The organism is Curtobacterium sp. NPDC089991, assembly GCF_044748425.1.
Taxonomy (GTDB): Bacteria; Actinomycetota; Actinomycetes; order Actinomycetales; family Microbacteriaceae; genus Curtobacterium.
Genome location: NZ_JBIVGB010000002.1, coordinates 766,999 through 790,048 on the forward strand (window position 1 = coordinate 766,999; position 23,050 = coordinate 790,048).

General features: G+C 70.4%; 24 protein-coding genes. 14 read left to right on the forward strand and 10 right to left on the reverse strand.

The annotated features are described in order from the left end of the window. Nucleotides 1-96: 96 nt before the first annotated feature. From ACIPV1_RS08865 to ACIPV1_RS08880, 4 genes are all read left to right on the forward strand, one after another. Nucleotides 97-858, forward strand: coding sequence for a LamB/YcsF family protein (locus ACIPV1_RS08865; RefSeq protein ID WP_402726185.1), 762 nt, complete (start codon nucleotides 97-99; stop codon nucleotides 856-858). Further along, nucleotides 855-1,487, forward strand: coding sequence for an allophanate hydrolase subunit 1 (locus ACIPV1_RS08870; RefSeq protein WP_402726186.1), 633 nt, complete (start codon nucleotides 855-857; stop codon nucleotides 1,485-1,487). Before ACIPV1_RS08865 ends, ACIPV1_RS08870 begins: the two co-directional genes overlap by 4 nt. Then, on the forward strand, nucleotides 1,484-2,368 hold the full coding sequence (locus ACIPV1_RS08875) for a biotin-dependent carboxyltransferase family protein (protein ID WP_402726187.1): 885 nt from the start codon (nucleotides 1,484-1,486) through the stop codon (nucleotides 2,366-2,368). The genes ACIPV1_RS08870 and ACIPV1_RS08875 overlap by 4 nt, the downstream gene beginning before the upstream one ends. 80 nt (nucleotides 2,369-2,448) lie before the next feature. Further along, a complete protein-coding gene (locus ACIPV1_RS08880; protein ID WP_111086660.1) occupies nucleotides 2,449-2,751 on the forward strand; it encodes a putative quinol monooxygenase in 303 nt (100 codons plus the stop codon). Between the two features lie 11 nt (nucleotides 2,752-2,762). Here the strand turns inward: ACIPV1_RS08880 and ACIPV1_RS08885 are convergent, their stop codons facing one another. The 4 genes from ACIPV1_RS08885 to ACIPV1_RS08900 form a co-directional block, all read right to left on the reverse strand. Beyond that, nucleotides 2,763-3,521, reverse strand: a complete 759-nt coding sequence (locus ACIPV1_RS08885; protein WP_123939350.1) for a glycoside hydrolase family 16 protein — start codon at nucleotides 3,519-3,521, stop codon at nucleotides 2,763-2,765. A gap of 150 nt (nucleotides 3,522-3,671) precedes the next feature. Further along, a complete protein-coding gene (locus ACIPV1_RS08890) occupies nucleotides 3,672-4,727 on the reverse strand; it encodes a DUF2891 family protein (protein ID WP_402726188.1) in 1,056 nt (351 codons plus the stop codon). Next, a complete protein-coding gene (locus ACIPV1_RS08895) occupies nucleotides 4,714-5,784 on the reverse strand; it encodes a DUF979 domain-containing protein (protein WP_402726189.1) in 1,071 nt (356 codons plus the stop codon). Before ACIPV1_RS08895 ends, ACIPV1_RS08890 begins: the two co-directional genes overlap by 14 nt. Next, complete coding sequence (locus ACIPV1_RS08900; protein ID WP_123291728.1) at nucleotides 5,781-6,488, reverse strand: DUF969 domain-containing protein; 708 nt, start codon at nucleotides 6,486-6,488, stop codon at nucleotides 5,781-5,783. The genes ACIPV1_RS08895 and ACIPV1_RS08900 overlap by 4 nt, the downstream gene beginning before the upstream one ends. A 120-nt stretch (nucleotides 6,489-6,608) precedes the next feature. Between ACIPV1_RS08900 and ACIPV1_RS08905 the strand changes: the two genes are divergently transcribed. Next, complete coding sequence (locus tag ACIPV1_RS08905) at nucleotides 6,609-7,253, forward strand: GntR family transcriptional regulator (RefSeq protein ID WP_123939352.1); 645 nt, start codon at nucleotides 6,609-6,611, stop codon at nucleotides 7,251-7,253. A 46-nt stretch (nucleotides 7,254-7,299) separates the two neighbouring features. Here the strand turns inward: ACIPV1_RS08905 and ACIPV1_RS08910 are convergent, their stop codons facing one another. The 3 genes from ACIPV1_RS08910 to ACIPV1_RS08920 all read right to left on the reverse strand — a co-directional run bounded on the left by ACIPV1_RS08910 (nucleotide 7,300) and on the right by ACIPV1_RS08920 (nucleotide 8,730). Further along, on the reverse strand, nucleotides 7,300-7,521 hold the full coding sequence (locus ACIPV1_RS08910; RefSeq protein ID WP_402726190.1) for a hypothetical protein: 222 nt from the start codon (nucleotides 7,519-7,521) through the stop codon (nucleotides 7,300-7,302). A gap of 32 nt (nucleotides 7,522-7,553) precedes the next feature. Continuing rightward, nucleotides 7,554-8,129: a TetR family transcriptional regulator gene (locus ACIPV1_RS08915; RefSeq protein WP_248703880.1), complete on the reverse strand. Its 576-nt coding sequence runs from the start codon at nucleotides 8,127-8,129 to the stop codon at nucleotides 7,554-7,556. 61 nt (nucleotides 8,130-8,190) lie between these two features. After that, entirely contained in the window at nucleotides 8,191-8,730 is a 540-nt protein-coding gene (locus ACIPV1_RS08920; protein ID WP_402726191.1) for a hypothetical protein, read from the reverse strand. Between the two features lie 73 nt (nucleotides 8,731-8,803). On the opposite strand from ACIPV1_RS08920, the gene ACIPV1_RS08925 reads away from it, so the two are divergent. The 8 genes from ACIPV1_RS08925 (at nucleotide 8,804) to ACIPV1_RS08960 (ending at nucleotide 18,479) form a co-directional block, all read left to right on the forward strand. Continuing rightward, nucleotides 8,804-9,055 carry a hypothetical protein gene (locus tag ACIPV1_RS08925; RefSeq protein ID WP_402726192.1) on the forward strand — a complete coding sequence of 84 codons (252 nt, stop codon included), beginning with the start codon at nucleotides 8,804-8,806 and terminating at the stop codon, nucleotides 9,053-9,055. A 166-nt stretch (nucleotides 9,056-9,221) separates the two neighbouring features. After that, a complete protein-coding gene (locus ACIPV1_RS08930; RefSeq protein ID WP_402726193.1) occupies nucleotides 9,222-10,703 on the forward strand; it encodes a DUF6421 family protein in 1,482 nt (493 codons plus the stop codon). Next, nucleotides 10,700-11,389 carry an SDR family oxidoreductase gene (locus tag ACIPV1_RS08935; protein WP_402726194.1) on the forward strand — a complete coding sequence of 230 codons (690 nt, stop codon included), beginning with the start codon at nucleotides 10,700-10,702 and terminating at the stop codon, nucleotides 11,387-11,389. The genes ACIPV1_RS08930 and ACIPV1_RS08935 overlap by 4 nt, the downstream gene beginning before the upstream one ends. A 4-nt stretch (nucleotides 11,390-11,393) precedes the next feature. After that, a complete protein-coding gene (locus ACIPV1_RS08940; RefSeq protein ID WP_333925267.1) occupies nucleotides 11,394-12,467 on the forward strand; it encodes a low specificity L-threonine aldolase in 1,074 nt (357 codons plus the stop codon). Between the two features lie 18 nt (nucleotides 12,468-12,485). Then, nucleotides 12,486-13,952, forward strand: coding sequence for an SDR family NAD(P)-dependent oxidoreductase (locus ACIPV1_RS08945; RefSeq protein WP_402726195.1), 1,467 nt, complete (start codon nucleotides 12,486-12,488; stop codon nucleotides 13,950-13,952). 55 nt (nucleotides 13,953-14,007) lie between these two features. Beyond that, nucleotides 14,008-16,740: an AAA family ATPase gene (locus tag ACIPV1_RS08950; RefSeq protein WP_402726196.1), complete on the forward strand. Its 2,733-nt coding sequence runs from the start codon at nucleotides 14,008-14,010 to the stop codon at nucleotides 16,738-16,740. A 138-nt stretch (nucleotides 16,741-16,878) separates the two neighbouring features. Next, complete coding sequence (locus ACIPV1_RS08955; RefSeq protein WP_402726197.1) at nucleotides 16,879-17,595, forward strand: alpha/beta fold hydrolase; 717 nt, start codon at nucleotides 16,879-16,881, stop codon at nucleotides 17,593-17,595. Between the two features lie 47 nt (nucleotides 17,596-17,642). Then, nucleotides 17,643-18,479: an alpha/beta fold hydrolase gene (locus tag ACIPV1_RS08960; RefSeq protein WP_402726198.1), complete on the forward strand. Its 837-nt coding sequence runs from the start codon at nucleotides 17,643-17,645 to the stop codon at nucleotides 18,477-18,479. 122 nt (nucleotides 18,480-18,601) lie between these two features. On the opposite strand, the gene ACIPV1_RS08965 is transcribed toward ACIPV1_RS08960, so the two are convergent. Together ACIPV1_RS08965 and ACIPV1_RS08970 are read right to left on the reverse strand one after the other, a co-directional pair. Continuing rightward, nucleotides 18,602-19,039: a hypothetical protein gene (locus ACIPV1_RS08965; RefSeq protein WP_402726199.1), complete on the reverse strand. Its 438-nt coding sequence runs from the start codon at nucleotides 19,037-19,039 to the stop codon at nucleotides 18,602-18,604. 123 nt (nucleotides 19,040-19,162) lie between these two features. Continuing rightward, the gene (locus ACIPV1_RS08970) at nucleotides 19,163-20,341 is read right to left on the reverse strand and encodes a GDSL-type esterase/lipase family protein (RefSeq protein WP_402726200.1); all 1,179 of its coding nucleotides are present in this window, start codon (nucleotides 20,339-20,341) and stop codon (nucleotides 19,163-19,165) included. 90 nt (nucleotides 20,342-20,431) lie between these two features. Between ACIPV1_RS08970 and ACIPV1_RS08975 the strand changes: the two genes are divergently transcribed. Next, nucleotides 20,432-21,925, forward strand: a complete 1,494-nt coding sequence (locus tag ACIPV1_RS08975; protein ID WP_402726201.1) for a family 20 glycosylhydrolase — start codon at nucleotides 20,432-20,434, stop codon at nucleotides 21,923-21,925. Nucleotides 21,926-22,017: 92 nt separating this feature from the next. Here the strand turns inward: ACIPV1_RS08975 and ACIPV1_RS08980 are convergent, their stop codons facing one another. Further along, nucleotides 22,018-22,959, reverse strand: coding sequence for a LysR family transcriptional regulator (locus tag ACIPV1_RS08980; protein ID WP_131880295.1), 942 nt, complete (start codon nucleotides 22,957-22,959; stop codon nucleotides 22,018-22,020). Nucleotides 22,960-23,050 lie beyond the last annotated feature (91 nt).

Consider the following 23,050-nt stretch of genomic DNA (forward strand, 5'->3'; position numbering starts at 1 on the left):
CTCGGAATCCACCCACCAGCCGCGTGCCCCGATCGGTCGACAGCGGAGTCGCCGCTCGGTAGATTGTTCAACAACCCGCGACGACAGGGAGTCCCCGTGACGACGATCGACCTGAACAGCGACCTCGGCGAGGGGTTCGGCGCCTGGACGATGGGCGACGACGCCGCGATGCTCGACGTCGTGTCGAGCGCCAACATCGCCTGCGGATTCCACGCCGGCGACCCGACGATCATGCTCGCCACCGCCCGCGCTGCCGCCGAGCGCGGGGTCGCCATCGGAGCGCACGTCGCCTACCGCGACCTCGCCGGCTTCGGGCGCCGACCGGTGCACGTCACCCCGGACGAACTCCACGCCGACGTCGTGCACCAGCTCGGCGCGATGGCCGCCACCGCGCGGGTCGCCGGCACCGCGGTCACCTACGTCAAGCCCCACGGCGCCCTGTACAACACGGCGTGCGCCGACCCGGTCCAGGCCGAGGCCGTGGTCCGGGCGATCGCCGACGTCGACGGCTCGCTCGCGGTGCTCGCGCTGCCGGGTTCCGAGCTCCTGCTCGCTGCCGAACGCCGCGGGCTGCGCGCGGTCGCGGAGTCCTTCGCCGACCGCGCCTACGAACCCGACGGTTCCCTGGTGTCCCGCAGCACGCCGGGTTCGGTGCTGCACGATCCGGGCGAGGTCGCGGCTCGCGTCCTCCGGATGGTCACCGACGGGGTCGCAACCGCCGTCGACGGCTCCGAGCTGCGGGTCAGTGCCGACTCGGTCTGCGTCCACGGCGACTCCCCCGGTGCCGTCGCGATGGCCCGCGCGATCCGATCACTGCTGACCGAGCACGGCGTCACGATCGCGCCGTTCGCACCGTGACCGTCCTCGACCTCCGGCCCGCTGGGCGCACCGGCTTGCTCGCCACCTTCGACTCCCTGCCGCAGGTCGCCGCGTTCCGTGCCGGGCTGACCGCGGCTCGGCTGCCCGGCCTCACCGAGGTCGTGTCCGGCGCGCGGACGCTGCTGCTCCGCTACGACCCGGCGACGACCGACGCCGCGAGACTCCGCAGTGCACTCGAACACGTCGTCCCGTCCGCCGACGCCGATGCGGCGAGCGCCACGGACCCGCTCGTCATCCCGGTGGTCTACGACGGCGAGGACCTCGACCAGGTCGTCGCCCTGACGGGCATGCGCCGCGACCGCGTGATCGCGTGGCACACCGGCCAGCTCTGGACGAGCGCGTTCTGCGGCTTCGCCCCGGGCTTCAGTTACCTCACCGGCACCGAGCCGTCACTCGACCTGCCTCGCCGGAGCACGTCGCGCACCGCCGTGCCGAGCGGTGCCGTCGCACTGGCGGGCGAGTTCAGTGCCGTCTACCCGCGCGTCTCCCCCGGCGGCTGGCAGCTCATCGGCCGCACCGACGTGCCGATGTGGTCGCTCGACCGGCAATCGCCGGCGCTGGCACCCGCTGGCACACGGGTCCGGTTCGTCGACGCGGGTGTGGCATGAGCGCGCTGACCGTCCTGCAGGTCGGCTACGGCGCGGCAACGCAGGACCTGGGGCGGCCGGGCTTCAGTGACATGGGCCTCGGCGCGGCGGGCGCCGCCGACCGCGGGTCCGCAGCACTGGCCAACCGGCTGGTCGGCAACCGTCCCGATGCGGCCGTCCTGGAGGCCCTGCTCGGCTCCGTCACGCTGCGGACCGACGCGTACGTGGTCGTCGCCACCGCCGGGGCCGCCTGCCCGGTCGAGATCGAGCGGGCGGACGGCCGGGTCCGCGGTGAGGCCTCGCACGAGGTCCTGATGCTCGCACCGGGTGACACGCTCCGGATCGGCACGGCCACCGCCGGGCTGCGCTCCTACATCGCGGTCCTCGGCGGGTTCGCGGTCGAGCCCGTACTGGGTAGTCGCTCGTGGGACTCACTTGCACGCCTCGGGCCTCCGCCGTCGTCGCCGGGTGACGTCCTGCCGATCGGCGATGCGCGCGCTTCGTGGCCCATCGTCGACGCCGTGCCGCAACCCGACGAGCACTGGCCGGACGACTCGGTCGTCCTCGACGTCACCGCCGGCCCCCGCGACGACTGGTTCACGCCGGACTGGCGCGACACCCTGACCCGTCAGGACTTCACCGTCGGGTCGGACAGCGACCGCGTGGGGGTCCGCACCACGGCTCCGCAGCCACTTGTCCGCGCCGTGACGCACGAGCTGCCGAGCGAAGGGGTGGAGACCGGTTCGCTGCAGGTCCCGCCGGAGGGCTTCCCGGTGCTGTTCCTCGCCGACCACCCGGTCACCGGCGGCTACCCCGTCGTGGCGGTCCTCACGCCGGAGTCGGTCGACCGTGCCGCGCAGCTCCGCCCGGGCGACGCCATCCGCTTCCGGTTCGTCCACTGACGACCGGCTCGCTGACCGATCCGGAACAGGTCGGCGCCGCTGCGGGTTGAGTCGGACACTGCTGACGAAAGGTGCACCACATGTCGATCACCGTCCTGCTCGAGGTCCAGTTCCGGAGCGACGTCCCTGCCGACACCGTCGAGGCGGCGATCCGCGAGACGCTCGCGCAGACCCGGGCCTTCGACGGCTGCGAGTCCCTCGAGGTGCTGGTCGACGACGCCGACCCGACGCGCATGGTCGTCGTCGAGTCCTGGACGAGCGGGGCCGCCCACGACGCCTACGAGGCATGGCGGGCGACCCCGGACGGTGCCGCAGCGATCGGACCGATCGTCGCCGCTCCGCCCGTCGCACGGACGTTCGCCCGGACGATCGCGATCAGCTGACCTGCTGTGGGTCAGCCCGTGTACTCGTAGGTGCTGACCCAGTCGATGTCGAGGTGCCCGGCGGCACCCCAGTTGCCGACCTGGAACATGTACCGGTGCGCGGTCTTCGGCACGTTCGACGTGACCGTCTTGATGACCTTGCCGTCGAGCAGGTACTGCACCGACTTGCCGGGGATCCACTCGACCGAGTAGACGTGCCAGCTGCGCCAGGTCACCCCGGTGCTCATGCTCGTCGAGTTCGCTTCCTGCCCGGCGACCATCGAGTGGTGGTGGAGCATCGGCGACCCCTCGAAGTTCGCCTCGGGGTAGTCGATCTCGCCGTCCGACCAGACGTTCGACGACGGCCACAGCATGAACGCTGCACCGTTCCCGTCGCCGCCGGTGGCCTTCGCGCGGACGCTGAACTTGCCGCCCACGTGCGACCACGCGCCGTTCGGGGTCCCGAAGGTCCCCGCGGCTCCGTGCTTGCCGTCGAGCGTGACGTCCATGTAGCCGTTGCGGGCGCTGACCTGCGAGCCCGAGTAGTACGTGCCGCCCGTCCCGTCCGGGTAGGGCTGCCACGAGTTCGCGTAGGTCTTCGCGAACTGGCCGTTGGCCGAGGCCGTCGTGCTGAAGTTCTCGACGAAGGTCTGCTTGAACTTGCCGACGTTGCCGACCGGGGCGGTGACCCCCGCGTAGGCAGCGGTTCCCGCTCCGAGCGGTGCCGCCACTACGACGGCTCCGATGAGTGCGGCGATGAGTGCTGTCCGCCTGATCCTGCGGTGCTGCATGTGTCACTCCCTGGTGTGACTGGTGGCACCCGTTCCCCTCGGGCACCCAGCCGGATCTCGGCTGCGCACCGAGGGTAGGTGCATTCTGCAACCGATGCAGGGGGTTGACAGCAGCACGCCGGACCGGCGACCATGCCCCTCGTTCGAGGGTCAGCGCGCGGCGTGCTCGCGTGCTTCCATGGCGTCCCAGGCGAAGCTCGCGAGCCAGTGCGTGGAGTAGTACTCCTCGCCGACGCTGGCGGCCAGACCCGAGGCCAGCAGCCGGTCCGCCGCCTCGTCGAGCAGGCTCGCGAGCCCGTCGTCGTCGAGCTCACCGGCGCGCAGGGCGTCCGCGATGCGCCGGGCCGATCCCGCTCGCGACAGGTCGAGCCCGAACAGGTGCACCTGCTGCGGGTCGTTCTCGTCGCGGACCACGGTCGACTGCAGGATCGCGTCGCCCGACCGCACCTGGGCGAAGAAGCCGTCCGACCACGTCGCGAACTCGGCCGGGGTCAGCACGGCGCGCATCAGGTCGGCCTCGGCCAGTCCGGCGGACAGGAAGTCGTGTCCGCTGCGCTCCCAGGCGAACGGCCACCCGGCGTCCTCGCCGAACCACTCGCGCGCCGCCCGCTCCACCGTCGCGGCGAGCTCGTCGCGGCCGAGCGCCCGTGCGGCCTCGAGCACGAGCAGCAGCCCGAACGCCGAGTTCGAGTGCACCCCGTGCCGCACCGGGTGGGCAGCGCCGTCGACCCAGCGTGTGACGAGGTCCTCGAGCACGTCGACGACGGGCGCGAACCCGGGGGCGAGCTGCCGGATGGCCGCCACCTCGGACGCGGAGACCTCGGCGGCGAGCTTCGCGAGCCAGGCCCACCCGTAGGGGCGCTCGTAGTGCGGCGTCGTGTGGAAGTAGGCGGCTTCCGTGGCCAGGTGATCCGCACTCAGGTGGGCCTGCAGGATCGCGGTGAGCCGGGCCTCCAGGTCGGCCGGCAGGCCGTGCGCGACCAGACGCGCTGCGAGCCAGTGCATGTGCACGGACGAGTGCCAGTCGTACGACGTGGCGAAGGCGGGGTGCAGCTCGACCGGCAGCGCCCGGTCGTCCGGGCCGGACGTCGTGTGGTGCGCCGCGTACGGGTACTCGCGGGTGGTGTTCTCGGCGGCGACGGCCGCGAACCGGTCGGCCCACGCGGCCCGGGTCAGGTCGAGCGGGGCAGCATCAGAAAGCGACAAGGTACATGACTCCTATGTTGACGACGAGCAGGATGGCGGCGGTCGGGATCTGCGCCTTGATCGGACCGTACTTGTCCCGCATCTCGAGCAGGGCAGCCGGCACCAGGTTGAAGTTCGCGGCCATCGGCGTGACGAGCGTGCCGCAGAAGCCGGCGAGCATGCCGATGGCGAAGATCGCGGCGGGGTTGCCGTCGAAGCCCTGCACCAGGACGGGCCAGCCGATCGCGGCCGTCATGATCGGGAAGGCGGCGAACGCGTTGCCCATGATGATCGTGAAGAGCGCCATGCCGAGGCAGTAGACGACCACCGCGGCGAACAGCGACCCGCCGGGCAGGATCGACTTGATGATCGTGCCGACGGCGTCGCCGACCCCGGCCTGGGTGAACACGATGCCGAGGGTGGAGAGCATCTGCGGCAGCAGCGCTGCCCACCCGATGGCCTGCAGCAGACGACCGCCCTCGCGGATGGGCGTGGCGATCCTCGGCGGGCGCAGGACGAACACCGCGACGACCACGGCCAGCACCGAGCCGATGCCCAGTCCGGTCAGGGTCGCGCTGCCCTCGGCGAGCAGCGGCGCACCGCCGATCGAGACGAGCGGACCGAGCGTCGCCACGAGGACGGCGACCACGGGCACGACCAGCGCCGGGATGAAGAGCTTGGTGCCGAACCGGGTGGCGAACGCCGCGCGCTCGTCGGGGCTGGTCGTCGCGAGGACGCTCGTGCTGGCGGATGGCTTCGTGGCCGCAGCGGTGGGTTCGGCCGGGCCGGTCTCCGCCCCCGTTCCGGCACCGGGGATGCTGGCGACCCGCGTGCGACTGGTGGTCCCGGTGAACCCGAGTCCGGCGAGCGCGACCATCACCAGGACGGCGATGCCGAGCACCCACGACGGCGCGGTCTTCGCGGCGACGAAGGTGCCGTAGAAGAACGAGACCCCGAGGATCCCCCAGAACGCCGCGTTGCCGAGTCGCTTCGCGTGCGAGGTGTCCGTGACGATGAGGACGGCGACCGCGATGAAGAACGCGCCGATGAGCCAGTAGAGCCATTCGCTGGTGATCACGCTGCGGCTCCCTGCGTCGGGGCGTCGACGCGTGCGTCGGCGGCCATCTTGTCGAGCGTGCGGTCGAACAGCAGCAGTCGCGTGCCGTGGACCAGGAGAGCGGCGATGCCGGTCGGGATCGCCCACAGCGCCAGGTCGATGGGTTCGAGCGACAGACCGTAGGTGGCATCGACGAAGGTCGTGATGAGCAGGATCGAGCCGACGGCGACGAAGACGTCCTCGCCGAAGAAGACCCCGACGGTGTCCGACGACGCCGAGTAGCCCTTGATCTTCTCGCGCATCCGCTCGTCGATCCGGCCGTACTTCTTGATCGCCGCCCCTTCGGCCATCGGGTGGACGAGGGGCCGCACGGTCTGCGCCGGCCCGCCGATGCTGGTGAGGCCGACCGCGGCCGTGACCTGCCGGATGGCCAGGTACCCGGCCAGCAGACGACCCGTCGTGAGCTTGTCGAGCTTCGCGATCAGGCGCTTGGCCTGGTCCTGCAGCCCGTAGCGCTCGATCAGACCGATGACCGGCAGGACGAGCGCGAAGGTCGTGACGGACCGGCTCGACGCGAAGCCGTCGCCGAACGCGGTGAGGATGCCGACGGGACCGATCCCGCCGATGGCCGCGGTGACGATGCCCGCGACGGTCACGACGAGCAGCGCGTTGATGCGCAACGCGAACCCGATGATGACGACGGCGACGCCGATGAGGACGAACATGCGGGACAGTCTGGACCGCATTGTTCAACAATCGCAAGGGGGTGTTCTGCTCTGTAACACGACGGTCACACGGTGCGGGGTTCGCACCTGCGATGCCCGAGGCCGTGTCAGGATCGGGACATGACCCGAACCGTCAGTGGTGCCGACTCGACGGCCGACCGGCTGCGCACCATGATCGCGGCGGGCGAGTTCTCCCCCGGGGCACAGCTGTCGGAGAAACGGTTGAGCGACCAGCTCGGGGTGTCACGGAACACCCTGCGCGAGGCCTTCCGGCTGCTCGCGCGGGACCGGCTGGTCGAGCACGTGTTCAACCGTGGGGTCTTCGTACGACGGCTCTCCGCCGAGGACGTCACGGACTTGTACGCCGCCCGGCGGGTGCTCGAGGAAGCCGCGGTCCGCTCGTGCTCGCCGACGTCACCGGCCCTCGATGCAGCAGCTGCGGCCGTCACGGCTGCACGGGACGCTGCCGCCGCGGGCGACTGGGGCGCCGTGGGCACCGCGGACATCCGGTTCCACTCCGAGCTCGTCCGAGCGGTCCCGAGCACGCGGATCCACGGCCTGATGGACGGGCTGCTCGCCGAGATGCGGCTGGCGTTCCTGACGACCGACGACCCGGGGTCGTTCCACGCCGAGTTCGTGGACCGGAACGACGCGATCGTCGCGGCGTTGCGCGCCGGCGACCAGGCACGAGCGTCGGCGCTGTTGGCGGACTACCTCGACGATGCGGAGCGGACGCTGCGGGTGGCCGCTGGCGCGGTGGGCTGACGGGAGGCCCGGTGCGGGTCCTGCCTGTGCGCTCGGATCGCCTCGACTAGCGCTGGTACCGGCCGAGGCCGCGCTTCCTGTCGCGGAGTGCGACGGCGAGCATGCTGCCGCCGAGCACGAGCCACACGACGGCCATGATCGTGCGGAAGACGTCCGGTCCGATCACGGCCATGACACCCCAGAGCACCCCGACCGCGAGCCACACGACACCGACCCAGACCAGCGGACGTCCGAAGGTCGCGCGGAGGAACCGGTTGTCGCTGCTCATGGGCCGAACCCTACGCCCGGCCGTGCGCCACGTCAGCCCCCGACGAGCGCCTTCACCGCGTCGATCACGATCTGCCGACGCCGCGCAGGTGCGACCGCCGCGACCAAGGAGCCGTACTCGGGAGAGGCCGAGCTCCAGAACGCGGCGAGGTGCATCACCAGGCCCAGCAACACTGCCGGCCGGTAGCTGCGCGGCAGGACCCCGGCGCGCTGGGCGTGCTCGACGGCGGCGACGGCCTCGGCATTGCTGGCGATGACGGCTTCGAGCGCACCGTCACTCCCCCGCTCGAGGCGGTGCCACGTCGCGAGCCGTTCGGCCCACGGACGCTGAACGTACGAGTCGTGCAGGCGAGCAGCCCACTCGGCGAGGTCGTCGGTGTCGACGGGGACCTCGTCGAACGTCTCGGCGACGGTCTGGGCGAGGAGCGCGTCGAACAGCCCCTCCTTGCTGCCGAAGTAGTGGAAGATCTGCGCCTTGTTGCTCGACGACGCCGCGGCGATCCGCTCGATCTTGGCGCCGACGAGCCCAGCCGCGGCGAACTCGTCGCGTGCTGCAAGCAGGAGTCGTGCGCGCATCGCGTCGGCGGCTGGGGGCGTGAAGCGTGCCATGCAGACAACCGTATCGACCGAGTCGGCACCGCGGAGCCGAACGGCCACCATGCCGCACGCGTCAGGCGCGCTGCCGCCGAACAACACCCCACACACCCAGCCCCACCGCCAGCAGGACGCCGGCGACCACCGATCCCTGGACCAGGTCGGAGAAGCCCTGGCGCACGTCGGAGTTCCAGAAGAGGACCACAGCGATGAGAGCTGCGGTCAGGCCGAGCACGATCGACCGGGCGCGCAGTCCCCCGCCGGAACGACTGACAGCGGCGTCGATCGCCACGAGCGGGACCGGGAGCAGCGCGGCGAGTGCAGTCGATCCTCCGAACACCGCGGTTCCCACGAGGGCGCCCGCGCCGAGTCCGATCGCTGCCCCCAGCCAGTTCGCCCGGCGCACGCGGAGGGTCGTTGGAACAGCGCTCCTGCGCGACGCGAGCAGGAGGGCGAGGAGCCCGAACACTCCCACGACGAGCAACGTCGAGCCCACGTCCCACCAGGCAAGGTCCGGGCCGCCGACGATCGTGACTCCGAGGCCGAGGGCACCGAGGCAGGCGAGTGGCACCCACGATTCGTCGATCGTGCGGTCGCGCGGTTCCTTCTCTTCCACCTGACGAACGTACCGCCGAATCCGACCATGCGGCGTGTGAAACATCAGTACTGTAGCGAGCGAACGAGGCCCCATGTCCGAGAAGTCTCGTGTCCGCCGCATCGTCAGCACCGGGCTCGCGGTCGGCTCAGTCCTGCTCGCCACAACCTGCGTCGTACTCGTCGCTGGTGGCTGGCCACTTGCCGTCGCAGCCGGAGCAGCCGGACTTTCCGCTTCGGGGTTCGCGGGCACCGTCGACCCGAAGAGCAAGGCCGCCCCGGCCGCCTTCTTGATCTGCGTCGCAGCGATCGGCCTGGCGCTGCTCCTCCACCAGATCCGCGCCTGAGCGGTGATGCGTTGCGCAGGGGATCGACTTTCCCGCGCGGAGAACGGCGCCGCGCACGAAACCCCCGCGGATGGGCAAGAATGCGTCCCCCGATCCTCCCTAGGCTCATGACAAGCGCACCACCACGCCGCAGATCCGCGGCCGGCCCAATGATGGGAGATTCGACATGTCACAGTTCGTCCAGGAGTTCACGCAGGGCGCCATCGTCGGAGAACCCGAGGTCGTCGAGGACCGCCCGTCGGTGCGCGAGGTCGCCGAGTTCCCCGCGTGGACGCGGCTGAAAGCCGCTGTCGTGTCGTTCCGTGCGCTGCAGACAGCCGACGGCTCGATACCCGACCAGTCGGACCACGCGACCGCTTCGGAACACCTGGCCACGATCCTCCCGGCCGTTGCCGAACTGGCCCCGTTCTTTCCGCACGATGCGGCGTACCTCGCTGCACTACAGCGCGATTTCGCACGCTGGGAACGCGACGGTTTCGGCGTTCCCGACTTCCTCGACGCACTGAACGCATTCCAGCCGCAACAGCACCGCATCGACGGACTCGGCCACCTGGTCGTCTTCCCGATGGTGACGCAGAACGGCAGTTCCTCGCGGTTCGTCGAAGCCGTCCTGGTCGAGGTCATCTGGCCGGAGTTCATCGCGGAACTCGAAGCGGGCGACTACAGCAACAAGCTCTTCGTCGCGTTGCGGTTCGTCGACTTCACGCCCGGGTACGACACGAATTCTGCGGTGCTGTTCCCCGAGACGGTCGCGATGCGCGAGATCCCGACGTTCACGTGGGGCGCGATCTTCCAGGATCGCGAAGCCGCTCGCTACCGCCGAGTCGTCCGTGCCGCTGCGGAGATCACCAAACTGGAGTTGCCGGACGACGCTGCAGCAATGCTCGACGACCAGGAGCTGACGGAACGGGTCTTCGTGATGTGGGACATCATCCACGACCGATCGCACATGCGCGGGGATCTGCCGTTCGACCCGTTCATGATCAAGCAGCGGATGCCGTTCTTCCTCTACTCACTGGAAGAACTCCGCTGCGACCTGACGGCGTTCCGGGAATCCGTGCGGCTCGAACGCGCGCTCTCCGCGGTGCCGGATGCAGATCTCGACGAGGCGCAACGCGCAATCCGCGACCACGCCCACCTGGTGCAGTACGCCGTCGTCTTCGACCGCATCTTCCGGTTCGCGATCACCGGCAGCCGCGTCCGGAACTACGACGGACTCGGCGGGCAGTTGTTGTTCGCGTGGATGCACCAGCACGATGTCCTGCACTGGACGGACACGCAGCTCACCATCGACTGGGATGCCGTTCCCGATGTGATCATCGCGCTCAGTGATCAGATCAACGAGTTGTACCGGCGGTCGATCGACCGGCCGAAATCGGCGCACTGGCTCGCTGCGTACGAGATGCTGACCCGGACGCTCACGCCGCACCCGGCGTCGAGATGGGCGCGGGGACTGCCGGAGGAAACGCTCGCCGGAATGCCCAAGGGCTACACCGACGCCGTGCTCGACGACGAATTCCCGCTGTCGATGTTCTACGAGGCGCTGAACAAGAAGATGGCTGCGGTCATCGCTTCGACGGCCGGCATCACCGGCTCGTCGTCGGTTGCTCCGTCCGCTGTTCCGTCTGTTCCGGACGTCGCCGCGTGAGCGCTGGCTCCCTGTCCGGTCGCACGGTGCTGGTCGCGGGCGCGACCAGCACCAGCGGCGCGGCGGTCGCGCGCGCACTCACCTCCGCCGGGGCGGCCGTCGTCGCGGTCGGCACCAGACCAGACGCACTGGAGGCCCTTCTCGCTTCCGTCCCGGGCGTCACGACCCACACGTGCGACCTCGCAGACCTCGGCGCGGTCACCGCGCTCGCGGCTGCGGTCCACGAGACGGCGGGTTCGGTCGACGGGCTGGTGCACCTGGTCGGTGGGTGGCGCGGGGGCGGCGGCATCGCCGGCCAGTCGGACGACGACTGGGACTTCTTCGACCGGGCGTTCCGCACCCTGCGGAACACCACACGCGTGTTCTACGACGACCTGGTGGCGTCGCCGGCCGGTCGGCTCGCGTTCGTCTCGTCCACCGCCGTCGACACCCCCACCGCGAGTGCCGCGAACTACGCGGCCGCCAAAGCCGCCTCCGACGCGTGGGTCCGTGCCGTCGCCCAGGGCTTCCGGAAGGACGCACCGGACTCGGCGGCAGCCACCGTGTTCCTCGTCGGCGCCCTCGCCGGTCTCGAAGAGCGGCTCGGCGACGAGGTCGTGCGGCTCTGGACGGCACCGCCGGCCGACGTGAACGGCGCCCGTCTCCCGCTCTCGGCCGCTCCAGCTGCGGCCTCGAACCTAGGATGAACCAGTGACCCTTCGACTCCACGACCTGGACCTGCGGGGCTTCGCCTCGGACAACTACGCCGGTGTCCACCCCGAGATCCTCGACGCGATCGCCGCGGCCAACGACGGCCACCAGATCGCCTACGGCGAGGACGTCTACACGGCCCGTCTCAACGAGGTGATCGGCGACCACTTCGGCTCGCAGGCGCAGGCGTTCCCGGTGTTCAACGGCACCGGCGCGAACGTCGTCGGGCTGCAGTCGATGCTGCCGCGGTGGGGCGCCGTCGTGTGCACCACGACCGCGCACATCCACACCGACGAAGCGGGTGCTCCCGAGCGCATCGGCGGGATCAAGCTGCTGCCGGTCGAGACCCCCGACGGCAAGCTCACCCCCGAGCTCATCGACAAGGAGGCCTGGGGCTGGGGCGACGAGCACCGCGCCCAGCCGCTCGTCGTCTCGATCACGCAGACCACCGAACTCGGCACCGCCTACACGGTCGACGAGATCCGGGCGATCGCGGACCACATCCACCCGCTCGGCATGACGCTGCACATGGACGGCGCGCGCATCTCCAACGCCGCTGCGACCCTCGGCCTGCCCCTGCGCGACTTCACCACCGATGCCGGCGTGGACGTGCTGAGCTTCGGCGGCACGAAGAACGGCATGCTCTACGGCGAGGCGATCGTCGTGCTCAACCCCGCGGCGTCAGAGGGGCTGCACTACCTGCGCAAGATGAACATGCAGCTGTCGTCGAAGATGCGGTTCGTCTCCGCGCAGCTCATCGCGCTGCTGTCCGACGACCTGTACCTGCGCTCCGCCGGGCACGCCAACGCCATGGCCGCCCGACTCCGCGGCGCGCTCGAGGCCCGGATCGCCGACGGCAGCATCCAGGGCGTCGGGTTCAGCCAGGAGACCCAGGCGAACGGGGTGTTCGCGACGCTGCCCGCAGGGGTGGCCGAGCGGCTGCGCAAGCACTTCCGGTTCTACGACTGGGACGCCAGCCGCAACGAGGTGCGGTGGATGTGCGCGTACGACACGTCGGAGCAGGACATCGACGACTTCGTGGCGGCGTTGACGCGGGAGCTCGACGCGGCCTGATCCAACGTAGAATCCCGTGTGATCTCCGAGCACCCCGAACCCAGCGGCATCCTCCCCGAGGACCTCGACGCCACACTCCGGGTGCTCGAGCAGATGAGCGACATCGACGAGACGCACCCCGACTTCGTAAGGGTGCGTCAGGCCACGGCGAAGATGTTCAAGGCCGTGAAGCGGGCGCACCGACTCGAGAAGCGCGCGGTCATCGCCGAGGCCGACCGCCTCGTGATCGCCGCGACCGCGACCGGCGCCGCCGACCGGATCGACGACGAGACCCGCGGCGTCCCCATCAGCACCTCGACGACGGCGTCCACCGCCGGCACCCTGCTGAAGTCCCGCCCCTGCTACATGTGCAAGCAGCAGTACACGGTCGTGGACGCGTTCTACCACCAGCTGTGCCCCTCGTGCGCGGCGATGAGCCACGCGAAGCGTGATGCCCGGACCGACCTGACCGGCAAGCGGGCGCTGCTGACCGGCGGCCGCGCGAAGATCGGCATGTACATCGCGCTCCGCCTGCTGCGCGACGGCGCCCACACGACCATCACGACGCGGTTCCCCCGCGACGCCGTGCGCCGGTTCACGAGCCTGCCGGACTCCGCCGACTGGATCTCGCGCCTCAAGGTCGTCGGCATCGACCTGCGCGACCCGGCCCAGGTCATCGGTCTCGCCGAGGACGTCGCCGCTGCTGGCCCCGTCGACATCCTGATCAACAACGCCACACAGACGGTCCGCCGGTCGCCCGGCGCGTACCAGCCCCTCGTCGACGCCGAACTCGCGCCGCTGCCGGACGGCCCGCTGCCCGAGCTCGTGACCTTCGGGCACACGAACGACCAGCACCCGCAGGCGCTCGCCCGGTCGGTCACGGCGCACCCGATCCTCGCGGCCGCCGCAGCCAGGGCCGACGAACTGACCGAGCAGGCCATGGCTCCGGGGTCGAGCTCGCTCGAGCGTCTGGCCATGGGCACCGCGATCGACGCTGGTGGCCTCGTGCCCGACCTGCACGACGTGAACTCGTGGACGCAGGCCGTCGACGAGGTCGACCCGCTCGAGATGCTCGAGGTCCAGCTCGCGAACACCACCGCGCCGTTCATCCTGATCTCGAAGCTCCGTCCCGCGATGGCCGCGAGCGAGGCGCACCGCACCTACGTGGTGAACGTCAGCGCGATGGAAGGTGTGTTCGGCCGGGCCTACAAGGGACCGGGGCACCCGCACACGAACATGGCGAAGGCCGCCGTGAACATGCTCACCCGCACGAGTGCGCAGGAGATGTTCGAGACCGATCGCATCCTGATGACGAGCGTCGACACCGGGTGGATCACCGACGAGCGACCGCACCCGACGAAGGTCCGGCTGGCGGAGGAGGGCTTCCACGCGCCGCTCGACCTCGTCGACGGGGCTGCCCGCGTGTACGACCCGATCGTGCGGGGCGAGGCGGGCGAGGACGTGTTCGGCGTGTTCCTGAAGGACTACAAGCCCAGTTCCTGGTGAGCTCGGCGGCCGGAGCCGCTTCACTGCGGTCCAGCAGCGCTGCCATACTGACGACGTGACGAAGGCGCAGCCCGTCATCGGGCGTGAGCGGGAGACCTCGGCTCTCCGAGACGCGGTCGGTCACGTGGACAGCGGTGGTTCCGCGTTCGTGATCGACGGCGAAGCGGGCATCGGCAAGTCGTCGCTGGTCGCCGATGTACTCGAGCACGCGAGCCTCCACGGACTGCGAGTGCTCACGACGACCGGCACCCTCGCCGAGTCGGCGGAGCCGTACTCAGCGCTCCACATGCTCCTGTACCCGTTGCGCGGCGGCATCGCGAACCTGCCGTCGCCGCAGCGACGGGCGTTGGACGTCGCGTTCGGGGTCGCCACGGGAATCCAGCCGTCGCCGCTCCTCGCCGGACTCGCCGCGCTGACCCTGCTGTCGGACGCGGCGGCCGAACGTCCGCTCCTGATCGTCGCCGAGGACCTGCACTGGATGGATGCACCCTCCGAGTGGGCGCTCCGCATGATGGCCCGTCGCGTCGGCGAGGACCCGGTCGTCATCGTCATGACAACGCGGAACACCGATGCAGTGGAGAACCCGGGCATCCGACGCCTGCACCTCCGTCCACTCGACCAGTCCGCTGCCGACGAACTGCTCGACGGAGTGCCTGGAGCGCCGACGGGGCAAGCGCGACGCGACCTCGTGCTCCGCGCCGAGGGCAATCCCCTGGCACTGCACGAGCTCGGCCGGTCAACTGCGGCGGCCGAGCGCACGCGGGAACGACCCGTCGTCGGACGGGTCGAGCAGGAGTTCGCGGATCGGTACATGGAGCTCGACCAAGGGGTCCGGTTGGCGATCCTCGCCGTGGCACTGTCCGGTGGCACCGTCGCCGAGGAAGCCGCCCGAGTCGCCGCACGCGCAATCGGCAGGTTCCCGACGCCGACCTGGACCGAGCAGGCATCAGCGGCCTCGCTCCTCGAGTGGGTCGCACCCCGTGCAATCCGGTTCCGGCACCCGCTCGTGCAGTCGGCGGTCCTGTCGGTGGCGTCACCGCCGGAGCGCACCGCTGTCCTCCGGTCGCTCGTGCTCGAGCACCAGGACGACCCGGCACGGACCATCTGGTGGCGCGCCGAGCTCGCCACCGGTCACGACGATCCCCTCGCGGACGAGATCGCCGCGCTCGGCGACGAACGGACCGCGATGTCCGACACCTTCGTCGCGAGCCGGGCGTACGAGCGTGCCGCCGAGCTGACGTCAGACGTGGCCCGACGCGTCGAGCGTCGCATCGTCGCGGCGGAACTCGCCGGGCTGTCCGGCAGGACCTCAGACGCGTCGCTCTTGGTGCAACAGGCTCGCGGCGAGGCGCCTCCCGGGTTGCTCGCGGCGCGCGCAGCGTGGGTCGCCGAGACCCTGCCCACTGGTCGGACGGGCCTGGCAGTCGGCGACCTCGGACCGGCGCTCCACGCCGTCTCCGAGATGCAGCTGGCAGGCGGGGTCGAACACGCCACCGCCGCACTGCTCCACCTGGCCGCGATCGCCTGGGACCACACTGCCGAGGCGGACCCGGGCGACCCGATGCTCGTCGTCGTCGAAGCCCTCGCGCTTCCAGAGGACGACCCTCGGTCGATCCTGCTTGCCGCCCGGACCGAGCCGCTGGCCCGGGGCGATCGTGTGCTGGAGCTCGCGTTGGCGGCGGCGCCCGCGGCCCTGGACGAAGAGACCGCGTGGCTCCTCGGGTACGCGCTCAACCTCGTGGGCGAGATCGACACGGCTCGTGTCCTGCTCGACCGTGCCCTCGCGAGCATGCAGACGCGTGGCGAGTTGCGGACGTTCCCGCAGGCCCTCATGGGGACCTCGATGACCACGTACCTCGCCGGGGACGTCGCCCGGGCGCGCGCCCTCGCGCAGCAGGCCGCGTCGCTCGGACGGGACCTGGGCGACGCCGGGTTCTCCGCCGCGGCGCGGTGCGCGCTCGCCTGGTTCGACGCCCTCGAGGGCGAACAGCCCGACACCGAGCGGATCGCCGGCGGGACCGAGGCGGGCGCGCAGGTGCTCCGCTCGAGTGCGATGCGCGCAACGCTGCTCGGCGCGACCGGATTGGCGCACCTGGTCTCCGGCCGGGCAGCGGACGCACTCGAGCCCCTGCGAAGTCTCTTCGACCCCGACGACGACGCGTTCAACCCGACCTTCGCCGTGCTGACCTCCCACGACTACGTCGATGCCGCGTTGGAGTCCGGCAACCGACCGGACGCCGAGCAGCGGTTGGCGGACCTCGAGCGGCTCCACGAGCGGTGGCACGCTCCCCTGGTGCGCACGGCCGTCCACTCCGCCCGGACCGCGCTCCTGTCGGACGACGACCTCGAGTCGGCGTGGGCGACCCTGCAGCACGATCGTTGGCCGGTCCCGTACGTGCAAGCGCGAGCGCTCCTCCGACTCGGTCGCCGTCTGCGTCGCGCAGGGCGGAGCACCACCGCCCGAGCAGTCCTGCACGCAGCCCTGGACCTGTTCGAGGCGATGCCCGCACCGATCTGGGCAGAGCGGACACGAGACGCCATCCGGGCCACGGGCGAGCGCCTGCCGACGACGGGGCAACGCAGCATCGACCTGCTCACCCCGCAGGAGCTCCGCGTCTGCACGCTCGCAGCCCAGGGCCTGAGCAACCGCGCCATCGGCGAACACCTCTTTGTCTCCCCCAGGACGGTGGGCGCCCACCTGTACGCGGCGTTCCAGAAGCTCGGCATCTCGACCAGGCAGCAGCTGCCGTCGGTCCTGGCACCCGGGGCGACCGCGGCGGACGACTAAGTCACACGACGCCACATCTCGGTCATCGTGACCGATGTGCACCGCCGGCCCGCGGCCCTAGCGTCACGGACGGAAGCAGACGCTTCCACCACCGACGGAGGTCCACGGCACCGGCTGCGGACCGGGACGGACCGCACCGTGACCGAATCGCCCACCATCGTCCTCATCCACGGAGCCTTCGCCGACGCCGCCAGCTGGGCGCCCGTCACGAAGCTCCTCCTCGATCAGGGGCACGAGGTCCTCGTTCCGCCCGTGTTCAACCGCAGCCTGTCCGGCGACGCGGCCTACATCCAGTCGTTCGTCGAGCAGATCGACGGACCGGTCCTGCTCGCCGGGCACTCCTACGGCGGTGCGATCCTCACCGTCGCAGGCGTCGCCGAGAACGTCGTCGGGCTCGTGTTCGTCGCCGCCTACGCGCTCGAGGAGGGCGAGAGCCTCGGTGCCCTCCAGGGCGGGTTCCCCGACAGCGACCTCGCGGCGAACCTCGTCTACGCGCCCTACCCCGTCGACGGCGCCGAGCCCGGCACCGACGTCTCGGTGGCCATCGACGCCTTCCCCGCGGTCTTCGCGGGCGGCCTCGACCTCGAGAAGGCCAAGGTCCTCGCAGTGTCGCAGCGCCCGCTGTCCGCGGTTGCGTTCGGCGAACCCGCATCCGTCGCGGCGTGGAAGACCAAGCCGTCCTGGGGCATCGTCTCCAGCGCCGACCACACCATCAACCCGGACGTCGAGCGTTTCGGCTACCAGCGCGCCGGGGTCCGCAAGGTGGTCGAGATCGACGGACCACACCTGGTGATGCAGACGCACCCCACCGAAGTCGCGGCCTTCATCACCGACGCCATCGCCGAACTCGGCTGACCACCCACCGACCGCCACAACCGAACACCAGCCACAGGAGACCGACCATGGGTTACGTGACCACCGACGACGGTGCAGAGATCTACTTCAAGGACTGGGGCAACGCCGATGCGCAGCCGATCGTGTTCCACCACGGCTGGCCGCTGTCCTCCGACGACTGGGACGCGCAGATGCTGTACTTCCTGGCCGAGGGCTTCCGCGTGATCGCGAGCGACCGACGGGGTCACGGGCGCTCCTCGCAGATCGGCACCGGCCACGACATGGACCACTACGCCAGTGACGTGTCCGCCGTCGTCGAGCACCTCGATCTGCACGATGCGATCCACATCGGCCACTCCACCGGCGGTGGCCAGGTCGCCCGCTACGTCGCGAAGCACGGTCAGCCGCAGGGCCGGGTCGCCAAGGCCGTCCTCGTGTCCGCCGTGCCGCCCCTGATGGTGAAGACCGACGCGAACCCCGAGGGCACGGACATCGCGGTCTTCGACGGGTTCCGCCAGGCACTCGCCGCCAACCGCGCCGAGTTCTTCCAGGCCGTCGCCTCCGGCCCGTTCTACGGCTTCAACCGTGACGGCGTGACGCCGTCCGAGCCGGTCATCGCCAACTGGTGGCGTCAGGGCATGACGGGCAGTGCCGTCGCGCACTACGAGGGCATCAAGGCGTTCTCGGAGACGGACCAGACCGAGGACCTGCGCGCGATCACCGTGCCCGTCCTCGTCCTGCAGGGCGACGACGACCAGGTCGTGCCCTACGCGGACGCCTCGCTGAAGCAGGCCGAACTCCTCAGCGACTCGACCTTGAAGGTCTACGAGGGCTACCCGCACGGCATGCTGACGACCCACGCGGACGTCATCAACCCCGACATCCTCGCGTTCATCCGCGGCTGACGTCACAGACGCTGCGTTCGCAGCGACCCGGACTGGAGGCGCGGTGCGAGTGAGTCGATCGACTCACCTGCACCGCGCCTCCAGTCCGTTGCCCACCGTGCGTCGGCGGACCAGCCGGCCGTTCAGAACAGGTAGCCGCCGGACGCGACGTCCGTGACGAACTCAGCGACGACGAAGGCCGCCAGGAGGCCGGCGAGCGTGCCCAGGGCGGCGAAGGACCCCGGCTGCCACCGGCGCCGACGGGCGACGGCCCAGCACGTCCCGACGACGGCGATGACACCCGAGACGAGCGGATACGCGATGAGGACGACCGAACTCGCGTCGTCGTTGCAGTTCCTCGCGGTGTCCGTGCACCCGACGAAGGCCATCTGGCTGAGCACGACCCAGAACCAGGCGAGGGGCGCGGCGACGTAGGTGACGGCCAGCGTGACAGCGGTCACGACGAGGTCGATCGCGCCGGGCTTCGTCGGGACGTACGGTGTCCGAGGCTGCGCTCGTGCCGGGCGGAGGTACGCGTCCTCATCGGGGCCGAGCCACTGGTGGTTGCGTTGCTCCCCCATGCGCTCACGCTAGTGGATCGTCGCACCACTCCGGGGAGCGGCAGCACCATCGCCTGAACCGGACCACGCGGCGGACGGGAGGCACGGAGCACGCTGACGCCGCGCCTCCCGCCCGTCCGCCCCTCAGTCGCCCTCGTGCGCAGCCAGGGTGGCGAGTACGAGCTTCGTGATCCAACGCTGCCCCTCGTCGTTGGGGTGGATGCCGTCCGTCGAGTAGATCCCCGTCCCGGAAGTGTCGGCCTCGGGGAAGGTGTCAGCCATGCTGACGTACGCGGCTCCGCCCTTCGCTGCAGCACGCTTGATCTCGACGAGGTAGCTCGACCACGGCTCCGCCATACCGTCCGTCATGCTCGAGGCCGGGGTGAACTCGCCGATCACGAGCAGCGAGGGCTTCGTGGGCAGCGCCTCGAGCGCCTCGAGGAACGCCATGTACTGGGCGCCGAGCTCGTCGGGTGTGAGGTTCGCCGCGTCGTTGCCACCCAGCGTGACGGTGATGAGGTCCGGAGCAGCACGACGCATCGCCGTCAGGAAGCCCTCCTGGTCATCGGTGAACGTCGCGATCGTCGATCCCGAGTGCGCGGAGTCGTAGCGGTGGATCCCCTTGTCCCGGTCACCGTCGTAGATCGTGAACCCCAGCAAGGAGAACGGCGCGACGGCGGTGACGGTCACCGTGTGCTCCCCGCTCGACAAGCCGTCCACCTTCGTGATCGTCCCCGTACTGGCAGTCCCGGTCGTGGCGACGGTCGTCGGTGCGGCTCCGTCGACGCTGTAGGTGAAGTCACCGGACCCGGGGTAGCGCGCCCACCAGATGTCGATCCCGGTGCCCGTGAAGCCGTAGCTCCGCGAGGCGCCCGCCTGCATGCCGACCGATCGGTAGCCGAGGTCGGGGGTGGTGATGTCGAACTGGCTCTCCCCCGTGCGCGCCGTCGCCCAGTCACCCCAGGTCGAGTCCGGTTCGTACACGGCGAACTGCGCCGGGAGGTACCCGGCCCCTCCGGTGACCCCGTCCGTCGGGTGCTCCGTGCGCAGCTGGTCGAGCGTGAGGTCCATCCACCGGGTGGAGCGTGACGAGGCGCCCTGCCCCTCGGTGATCGAGTCCCCCAGGGCGACCCAGTTCGCGGGCGCCTCGGTCCGGTCGGCCACGGCGGCGTTCCAGGTCGCGAGCGGCTCGGCGACCTCCGGGGTCTTCGCCGCGGAGCACCCCGTCGCGACGATCGACACGATTGCGACGACCAGGCCGGCGACGAGCCGGGGCGCCCCGCGACGCCGACCGCGATCGGTGGTGCGCTCGTGGCCGTTCACGTTGTCTCCCCTGGGTGGGATGTGGTCCGCGACCGGGCGCCGGGTCGGGCAATGCTAACCGCGCAACCCTGGTGAACTACCGTCGTCTCCGTGCCCTCCTCCACCGGAACTCCGGACCCGACTGCCGGTCCAGCGACCGCGCCGCACTCCGTCAGACGGACCATCGCGGTCGGTCTGGCGATCGCCGTGTCGGCAGCAGCGCTGGTCGGCATCGATGCGGTCGTCGGATCAGCGGACACCGCAGCGTCGCCGGTGACGGTCACCAAGGTCACCGCAGCGTCCACCGTCACCTCGACCGGCAGCGCCGTCCGGACCACCCTGAAGGTCGCGAACACCACCTCGGTGCGGAAGCCAGCTTCGTCGGCCTGGCTCTCCCTGTCGACCGGCACGAAGAAGTACTCGCTCGGCCGGGTCGCGGTGAAGCCACTCGCCCCGGGCTCGAGCACGACGGTCAGCGCGGTCCGCACGACGCCTTCCCGTGCCGCGGCCGGGAAGTACTCGGTGCTCGCCTGCGTGGGTGCGTACTCCGGGCAGCACTGCCGCACGTCCGCTTCGACCGTCACCACCAAGCCCACGTCCCGCGCACGTCCCCAGACCGGCGTGATGCTCGACGTCGCTCGCGCCTACTACCCCGTGGCACTGATCAAGCGGTACATCGACCTGCTCGCCGACGACGGCGGCCGCTTCCTGCACCTGCACCTCACCGACGACCAGAACGTCGGGATCGAGAGCAAGGTCCTCGGCCAGACCCTCGCGAACGCCGATCTCGACCACGGCGTCTACACGAGCCGCGTGACCGGCCGTCCGTTCCTCAGCGCCGCACAGGCACGCACGATCGCCGAGTACGCGGCGAAGCGGGGCGTGGCGATCGTGCCCGAGATCGACACTCCCGGCCACATGGCGGCCGCCTTCGCCCTGCTCGAGGTGCAACACGGCACGAAGTGGGTCGACCGCATCCGTTCGGGCGAGAGCGAGCTCGACCCGTCGGCGCCGGGCAGTCTCGCGCTGGCGACCAAGCTGTACGCCGAGGTGCAGCGGACGTTCCCGTCCAGCCGCACCGTGCACATCGGTGGGGACGAATGGGGCGGCGACGTCACCGCCGCCCAACGCGTCGCGTGGATGAACGCGATGGCGGCCGCGCTCGGCAACCGCGAGGTGTGGGCCTGGAACGACGGGATCGACCAGGCCGCGGTCGGGCGACTGGACCCGCGCATCCACGTCACGTACTGGAGCTTCGACGGTGACACCGAGGACGCAGCCGAGCGCCGCGAACGCCGAGCACGCCGGGCCAGTGCGGGCGACCTGCAGCAGGCCGGGATCGACCTGCTCAACTACAACTCGTACTACCTGTACGAGGTGCCGACCGACCTCGACCCGGCCGACAGCGAGTACACCGTCGCCGATCTCCGCGAGCACTGGTCGCTCCGGACGTGGGACAGCGACTCCGGAGCTCGTCTCGCTGCTCCGATGTCGGGCGCGGCCGTCGCGATCTGGGGCGAGGACCTCGAGAGTCCACCTGCTGACGCGCTCCTGCGGTGGAGCGCGCCGCACGTGAAGGCGATGATCGAGACCGCAGCCTCCTGACGGACGCGTGACGGGCCTCCAGGCCGACCGCCGGAACAGCCAGACCAACCGGACCCGCCGGATCCACCGGATCCACCGGATCCACCGCCTGCCTACCCGAGCGGCTCGACGCCGTAACTGGTGACCACCGCGCGCAACTCGTCCAGGTACGTCTGCGCCTGCACGGTGAGGGGAACCGAGGCGTGCGCGATCCAGCCGATCTCGATGCGTTCGTCGACGTCGAGGGGGATGGCGACGATCTCGGGGTCGAGGTCGTCGCTGATGAGCCCGGTGGAGATCGTGTACCCGCCGAGGCCGATCATGAGGTTGAAGATCGTCGCCCGGTCCGAGACGCGGATCTCCCGCTTGCTCGACATCGTCGACAGGATCTCCTCGGCCAGGTAGAAGGAGTTGTTCGCGCCCTGGTCGAACGTCAGCCGAGGCAGGTCGGCGAGGTCCTCGAGGGTCGCGCGCTCCCGTGATGCGATGGGGTTCCGCCGGGCCACGAAGATGTGCGGCTCGGCGACGAACAGCGGCGTGAACACGACCCCGGCGTCCCGCAGCAGCTTGCCGAGCACCTGCTTGTTGAAGTCGTTGCGGTAGAGGATGCCCACCTCGCTCCGCAGCGTGCGGACGTCCTCGATGATGTCCCAGGTGCGTGTCTCGCGGAGTGAGAACTCGTACTCGTCCGCGGCCGCGCCTTCGACCATGCGGACGAAGGCCTCCACGGCGAACGAGTAGTGCTGGGAGGACACCCCGAGGAGCCGACGCGACCGCTGCCGGCCGACGTAGCGCTGCTCGAGCAGGGAGACCTGCTCGATGACCTGCCGGGCGTACCCGAGGAACTCGACGCCGTCGACGGTGAGCACGACTCCCCTGGCCGAGCGTACGAAGAGGGGACGCCCGATCCGGGTCTCGAGGTCCTTCATCGCCGCGGACATCGTCGGCTGCGACACGTAGAGCAGATCGGCGGCGGCGCTGATCGAGCCCTCGGTCGCGACCTCGATGAAGTACCGGAGCTGCTGCAGGGTGATGTCGTTCGGGACCCGAGCCATAGGCCGAGGCTATACCGCCGCATAGCGTCTCGGTATTACCTGATGGCCCGCGGTTCCCGTCATGATCAAGGAACCCCTTCCCCAGTGCCCT